Origin of the sequence: Paraburkholderia sp. UCT31, from assembly GCF_014397655.1 — a bacterium.
Taxonomy (GTDB): domain Bacteria; phylum Pseudomonadota; class Gammaproteobacteria; order Burkholderiales; family Burkholderiaceae; genus Paraburkholderia; species Paraburkholderia tuberum.
The window spans coordinates 80,191-86,222 of record NZ_VZQP01000035.1; the positions used below are offsets into that span (position 1 = coordinate 80,191).

The window sequence follows — 6,032 nt, forward strand, 5'->3', positions numbered from 1 at the left end:
CCATGACCGACGCAACTGAAGGTTTTCCCCTGGAAGCCGCCATGTCCGGTTCGTTTCTTCCGGCCGCCGCGCCGCGCGAAAGCACCTCGCACATGATTGCCGAGGCGCTGCGCGCGGCGATCGTCGACGGCACGCTCGCGCCTGGCGCCCCGCTGCGCCAGGACGCGATTGCCCGGCATTTCTCGGTCAGTGCGATTCCCGTGCGTGAGGCGCTGCGCCAGCTCGAAAGCGAGGGCTGGGCACGCGCGGCGGTCCATAAAGGCGCGAGCGTCGCGCCGCTGTCCGCCAACGAAGCGCGCGAGATCTACGAGATCCGCTCGGCGCTCGAAAGTCTCGCGCTCGGCCTTGCGATTCCGCATCACACCGCCGCGACGCTGCGCGAAGCCAGGGACTTGTGCCGCGCCGCCGAGCGCGAAGAGGATCCGTCGCTATACGTCACGCGCAATGCCGCGTTCCATATGTGTCTCTACGCGCCCGCCGGCCGGCCGCAGCTCGAGGACATGATCGGCTTGCTGCACCGGCGTGGCGAACGCTATCTGCGCCTGAAGTTCGGCTTGCCGTCGTACAAGGGCGAGTCCGACAGTGAGCACGCCGCGCTGCTCGAAGCCGTCGAGCGCCGCGATATCGCGACCGCGCAGTCGCTGGTGGTCGCGCATCTGCTCGGCACCGGCGAGCTTCTGCATCGTTTCCTGACCGAGCGCACGCGCGAAGAAGCGCTTGCGCATCAACCGAAGCCGCGCGGCCGCCGTCCGCGCGTCACCACCGGGAGCTGATCGAACCGATGACCGAGCCGATGACCCACCCCGCCGAAGCCGCCGCATCGCGGTCCACTGTCCGCTCGTGGACGACCCGGCGCGACGAAAAGAACCGCCGCCTCGCGGCCATCGCGCCGTGGCTCCAAGACGGCGTACTGCCCACGCACCGCATCGTCGATGCGCTCGAAACGTTGATCCAGCCCGGCGAGCGCGTCGCGCTCGAAGGCGACAACCAGAAACAGGCCGACTTCCTGTCGCGCTCGCTCGCCACGGTCGATCCGCACAAGCTGCACGACGTGCATCTGCTGATTTCGAGCATCAGTCGTCCTGAGCACTTGACGCTGTTCGAGCGCGGCATCGCGCACAAGGTCGATTTCTCGTTCGCGGGGCCGCAGAGTCTGCGCGTCGCGCAACTGCTCGAAGACGGCCAGCTCGAAATCGGCGCGGTCTATACGTATGTCGAGCTGTATGCGCGCATGTTCGTCGACCTGACGCCGCACGTTGCCCTGCTGTGCGCGGACAAGGCCGACCGTCACGGCAATCTGTACACCGGCCCGAATACCGAGGACACGCCGACGATCGCCGAGGCCGCCGCGTTCCGTCACGGCATCGTGATCGTGCAGGTCAACGAGATCGTCGACGAATTGCCGCGCGTCGACATTCCGGGCTCGTGGGTCGACGTGGTCGTGCAGGCGGACCGGCCGTTCGCGGTCGAGCCGCTGTTCACGCGCGATCCGCGTCATATCGGCGACTTGCAGGTGCTGACCGCGATGATGGTGATACGCGGCATCTACGAGCCGTATGGCGTCACGTCGCTGAATCACGGCATAGGCTTCGATACCGCGGCGATCGAACTGCTGCTGCCCACCTACGGCGAATCGCTCGGTCTCAAGCGCAAGATCTGCCGCAACTGGACACTCAATCCGCACCCGACGATGATCCCCGCGATCGAATCGGGCTGGGTCGACAGCATCCATTGCTTCGGCAGCGAGGTCGGCATGGAGGCGTATATCGAGGCGCGCCCCGATGTGTTCTTCACCGGCAACGACGGCAGCCTGCGCTCGAACCGCGTGCTGTGCCAGTTGGCCGGGCAATACGGCGTCGACCTGTTCATCGGCTCGACGCTGCAGATCGATGCGGACGCGAATTCGTCGACGGTCACGCGCGGACGGCTCGCCGGTTTCGGCGGCGCGCCGAACATGGGCCACGATCCGCGCGGCCGGCGTCATTCGAGCGAGGCGTGGCTGAAGCTGTTGAAGGGCGACGGCGCGGTGTCGCGTGGCCAGAAGCTCGTCGTGCAACTCGCGGAAACGTACAAGAAAGGCGGCGAGCCGACCTTCGTCGATGAACTCGACGCGGTCGCCGTCGGCGCGAAAAACGGCATGCCGATCGCGCCGGTGATGATCTACGGCGACGACGTGAGCCATGTGGTCACCGAGGAAGGCATCGCGCATCTGCACAAGGCCGAAGGCATCGACGAGCGGCGCGCGGCGGTCGCTGCGGTGGCCGGTGTCACGCCGATCGGTCTGCGCGCGAAGCCCGAGACAACCGCGGAATTGCGCCGGCGCGGCATCGTCGCGTATCCGGAAGATCTCGGCATCCGGCGCGGCGACGCGAAGCGTTCGCTGCTCGCGGCGCGCAGCATCGACGATCTGGTCACGTGGTCGGGCGGACTGTACGCGCCGCCCGCGCGCTTCCGGAGCTGGTGACGATGGCGTCCGCTGCTGTTCTTCCTGAACGGTTGGACGCGCCGCATGCTTCGGTCCTACACGATGCATGTGGCACCTCGCCGGTCGCGCCGTTTTCCGACGCCCAACTCGCGCGCGACGCGATCATCGCGCTGATCGACGAGGCGGAGCTCACGCCGAAGCCCGCGCTCGTCGATCGGCGCGGCAGCGGCGCGCATCGCGACCTCGATCTCGCGATCATGCGGCGCTCCGCGCACGCGCTCGAACCGACCTTCGCGGCGCTGGCGCGCACGGCGCGCAGCAGCGCCGAACCCTCGGCGCTGCTGCGCGCCGAGCTCGCGCAGATCGGCCGCGCGGGCGAACAGGAGATGATGCAGGCGACGGGAGGGAGCAATGCGCATCGCGGCGCGATCTGGATCATCGGCTTGCTTGTCGCGGGCGTGGCGCTCGAAACGGCTTCGAGTTCCTCCATGCGTGCGGACAGACCTGCCGATCCCAACCGTGTCGATACCTCGCGCATCTGCACGCTGGCCGCGCAGATCGCCTGCTTCCCGGACCGCTTCGCCGCTTCGTCCGATAGCCACGGCGAACGCGCGCGTCGACGCTATCAGGTCGGCGGCGCGCGGCGCGAAGCGCAGGACGGCTTTCCGCACGCGCTCGAGGTCGGCCTGCCGGCATTGCACGCGGCCCGCGCACGCGGTCTCGACGAAAACGCCGCGCGCATCGATGCGCTGCTCGCGATCATGAGCACGCTCGACGATACCTGCCTGCTGCATCGCGCGGGACTCGCGGGCTTGCATGCGGGGCAGCGCGGCGCGCGGCGCGTGCTCGACGCGGGCGGCAGTTCGACAGCCGCGGGCCGCGTCGCGCTCGACGCGCTCGAACGCGAACTGCTGTCGCTGAACGCATCGCCGGGCGGCGCGGCCGATCTGCTCGCCGCCACCCTCTTTCTCGACATGCTGGCGCATCGCGACGCCAGCCGGAGCTGAGCCTCATGGAACATCTGACCTTCGACTATCCGGCGCAACGCGCCGTCACGACCCGCGCGCACGTCGGCGTGGTCGGCTCGGGCGATCTGGAAGTGCTGCTGTCGCCTGCCGCCGCCGATCCAGGCGGTTCGGCGCTCGCCGCGCACGTGGTGGTGCGCACCAGCGTCGACGGCTATAGCCACATCTGGAAGAGCGTGCTCGACCGCTTCTTCACGCGCTACGACGGCGCCGCGCACATCGAGATCAATGACTTCGGCGCGACGCCGGGCGTGGTCGCGTTGCGGCTCGCCGAAGCGGTCGAAGCGGCCGAGGAAGGAGACAGCGTATGAGCACGAGCGCCAGCGTACCTAGCGCGCCGCTGCTGCGCGAAAGCTTCATCGAACTGCCCGCGCGCGAGCGCGCCCGCTCGGTGCTCGACGCGGGCAGCTTCCGCGAACTGCTCGGACCGTTCGATCGCATCGGGTCGCCTTGGCTGCCCTTGCAGGGCATCGTCTGCCAGGCCGACGACGGCTGCGTGATCGCGCGCGGCACGATCGACGGCGAACCGGCCGTAGTCGCCGCGATCGAATCGGCGTTCCAGGGCGGCAGCATCGGCGAAGTGTCGGGCAGCAAGATCGCCGCGGCGCTCGAGATGGCGCTACGCGACTGCGAGCGTGGCAAGCGCGTGCGCCCGGTCGTGCTGTTCGAGACCGGCGGCGTGCGGCTGCAGGAAGCGAACCTTGGGCTTGCGGTCATCGCCGAGATTCAGGCGGCGATCGTCGCGCTGCGCCGGCGCGTGCCGGTGGTCGGCGTGATCGCGGGCATGGTCGGCTGCTTTGGCGGCATGTCGCTCGCGGCCGCGCTGTGCTCGTATCTGATCGTGACGAAGCAGGGACGGCTCGGCATGAACGGACCTGAAGTGATCGAGCAGGAAGCCGGTATCGAAGAGCTCGATGCGAGCGACCGCCGCCGCGTATGGCAACTGATCGGCGGCGAGCAGCGCGTCGCGAGCGCGCTCGCCGACACACTCGTCGACGACGATGCCGAGGCCGTGCGCGCCGCCGTACGCGCCGCATTCGTGCAAGGCGTGCCGGCCACGCATCGCAGCGAACAGGTCGACATGTTCTTGCAGCGGCTCGCGCGGATCGATCCGGCGAGCGTTACGCCCGAGACGCTGCGTGATGTGTACAACCCGCAAGGGCGCGATGCGTCGAACAGGGAGCAGGCATGAACGACACGACACTCACGCGCGGCGCGCGCTGGTTTAATGCACTTGCCGGTGAACCGTCGAGCACGGCGCCCGTCTGGAGCGGCGATGCGCCGCTCGGCGGCGACACCGCGCGCTTCATCACGGTCGTGCCCGATCCCGCGAACCGTTTTCCGCGCGCGACCACCAACGTGGTCGGGCTCGAACAAGGCTGGCAACTCGCGCGCGCGGTGCGTGAAGCGATCGAAGCGGATGCGGGTGTGGACGCCGGCACGCGCCGCCCGATCGTCGCGATCGTCGACGTGAAGAGCCAGGCGTACGGCTATCGCGAGGAAATGCTCGGCATCCACCTCGCCTGCGCGGCCGCCGTCGACGCCTATGCGAGCGCGCGCGACGCCGGCCATCCGGTGATCGCGCTGATCGTCGGTCCGGCGATGTCCGGCGCGTTCCTCGCGCACGGCTATCAGGCGAACCGCATCGTCGCGCTCGACGCGCCCGGCACGATGGTCCACGCGATGGGCAAGGAAGCGGCCGCGCGTGTCACGCGCCGCACGGTCGAAGAACTCGACGAACTCGGCGACACGATCGTGCCGATGTCGTATTCGATGACGTCGTTCGCGAAGTTGGGGCTGCTCGATCAGTTGATCGAAGGCGTCGACGCGGACGCGCCCGACGCGGCACAGATCGAGCGCGTGCGCACGGTGCTGGTCGAGCAGATTCGCAGCGCGCGCGAGGGGGATCGTACGCTCGCGCGTCGGCTGGAATCGGCGGCGGCGCGGCAGACTCGCGCGGCGTCGATCGAGGTGCGGCGGCGTCTTGCCGAACAATGGGATGCCGTGTGATGCGCGTGTGCGCGGCTGCGCCCTTCTCCACCGTGCACGCCACGTCGTGCGACGCGCGGTGGCGGCCGCATGATCTGCTGCGCTTGCGGCGGCTGGACTCGCCCGATGACGAACCAGCGTGGGTTCGCGACGCGTTCGAACGCGCGCCGTATGCGGTCGTCCGACGCGCGCTCGCCGCTGATGGTTTCGTCGCGATCGGCGTGCGCGGTGCGAAGCGAGCGCAACGCTACGGCACATCGGTGCATGCGGACGATATCGTCGGTGCCGTGCCGCCGGAATCGCTCGCGCAGACGCAAACCGATGCTGGACGTGCTGCATTGCCCTCGTTCGTTGCACTGCTTTCGTTGCAACGTGATTCGGGCGGTCCGCTTGGTGGATTCGCTTGGGGACCTATTGGCAGCACCGGCTTTGAACTGGCGACGCACGTGCCGACTGTCAACGAAACGAGCGACCTCGATCTGTTGATCCGCGTGCCGCAACCGCTGGCGCTGAATGTCGCGAGTGCTTTGCTGGAGCAACTGCAAACGCTCGCGGCGCATATCGGTATCCGCATCGATGCGCAACTCGAAACG

The 6,032-nt window shown here is 68.4% G+C and carries 7 protein-coding genes; all 7 read left to right on the forward strand.

Features of this window, described 5'->3' with window-relative positions; all coding sequences use genetic code 11:
- The first annotated feature begins 2 nt into the window (after positions 1–2).
- On the forward strand, positions 3–773 hold the full coding sequence (locus F6X40_RS26595; protein WP_187629823.1) for a GntR family transcriptional regulator: 771 nt from the start codon (positions 3–5) through the stop codon (positions 771–773).
- A gap of 20 nt (positions 774–793) precedes the next feature.
- A complete protein-coding gene (gene mdcA, locus F6X40_RS26600; RefSeq protein ID WP_187629831.1) occupies positions 794–2,464 on the forward strand; it encodes a malonate decarboxylase subunit alpha in 1,671 nt (556 codons plus the stop codon).
- Between the two features lie 2 nt (positions 2,465–2,466).
- Complete coding sequence (locus F6X40_RS26605) at positions 2,467–3,432, forward strand: triphosphoribosyl-dephospho-CoA synthase (protein ID WP_187629824.1); 966 nt, start codon at positions 2,467–2,469, stop codon at positions 3,430–3,432.
- A gap of 5 nt (positions 3,433–3,437) precedes the next feature.
- The gene (locus tag F6X40_RS26610; RefSeq protein ID WP_184038621.1) at positions 3,438–3,761 is read left to right on the forward strand and encodes a malonate decarboxylase subunit delta; all 324 of its coding nucleotides are present in this window, start codon (positions 3,438–3,440) and stop codon (positions 3,759–3,761) included.
- The gene (locus F6X40_RS26615; RefSeq protein WP_187629825.1) at positions 3,758–4,642 is read left to right on the forward strand and encodes a biotin-independent malonate decarboxylase subunit beta; all 885 of its coding nucleotides are present in this window, start codon (positions 3,758–3,760) and stop codon (positions 4,640–4,642) included. Before F6X40_RS26610 ends, F6X40_RS26615 begins: the two co-directional genes overlap by 4 nt.
- Entirely contained in the window at positions 4,639–5,460 is an 822-nt protein-coding gene (gene mdcE / locus F6X40_RS26620) for a biotin-independent malonate decarboxylase subunit gamma (RefSeq protein WP_187629826.1), read from the forward strand. Before F6X40_RS26615 ends, mdcE begins: the two co-directional genes overlap by 4 nt.
- Positions 5,460–6,032 (forward strand): malonate decarboxylase holo-ACP synthase (locus F6X40_RS26625; protein ID WP_187629832.1); only part of this gene is annotated, 573 nt, incomplete at its 3' end. The genes mdcE and F6X40_RS26625, both read left to right, overlap by 1 nt.

Coding starts and splice junctions, on each gene's coding strand:
- F6X40_RS26595 (WP_187629823.1), top strand. CDS start 3: ATGACCGACGCAACTGAAGGTTTTCCCCTGGAAGCCGCCATGTCCGGT.
- mdcA (WP_187629831.1), top strand. CDS start 794: ATGACCCACCCCGCCGAAGCCGCCGCATCGCGGTCCACTGTCCGCTCG.
- F6X40_RS26605 (WP_187629824.1), top strand. CDS start 2,467: ATGGCGTCCGCTGCTGTTCTTCCTGAACGGTTGGACGCGCCGCATGCT.
- F6X40_RS26610 (WP_184038621.1), top strand. CDS start 3,438: ATGGAACATCTGACCTTCGACTATCCGGCGCAACGCGCCGTCACGACC.
- F6X40_RS26615 (WP_187629825.1), top strand. CDS start 3,758: ATGAGCACGAGCGCCAGCGTACCTAGCGCGCCGCTGCTGCGCGAAAGC.
- mdcE (WP_187629826.1), top strand. CDS start 4,639: ATGAACGACACGACACTCACGCGCGGCGCGCGCTGGTTTAATGCACTT.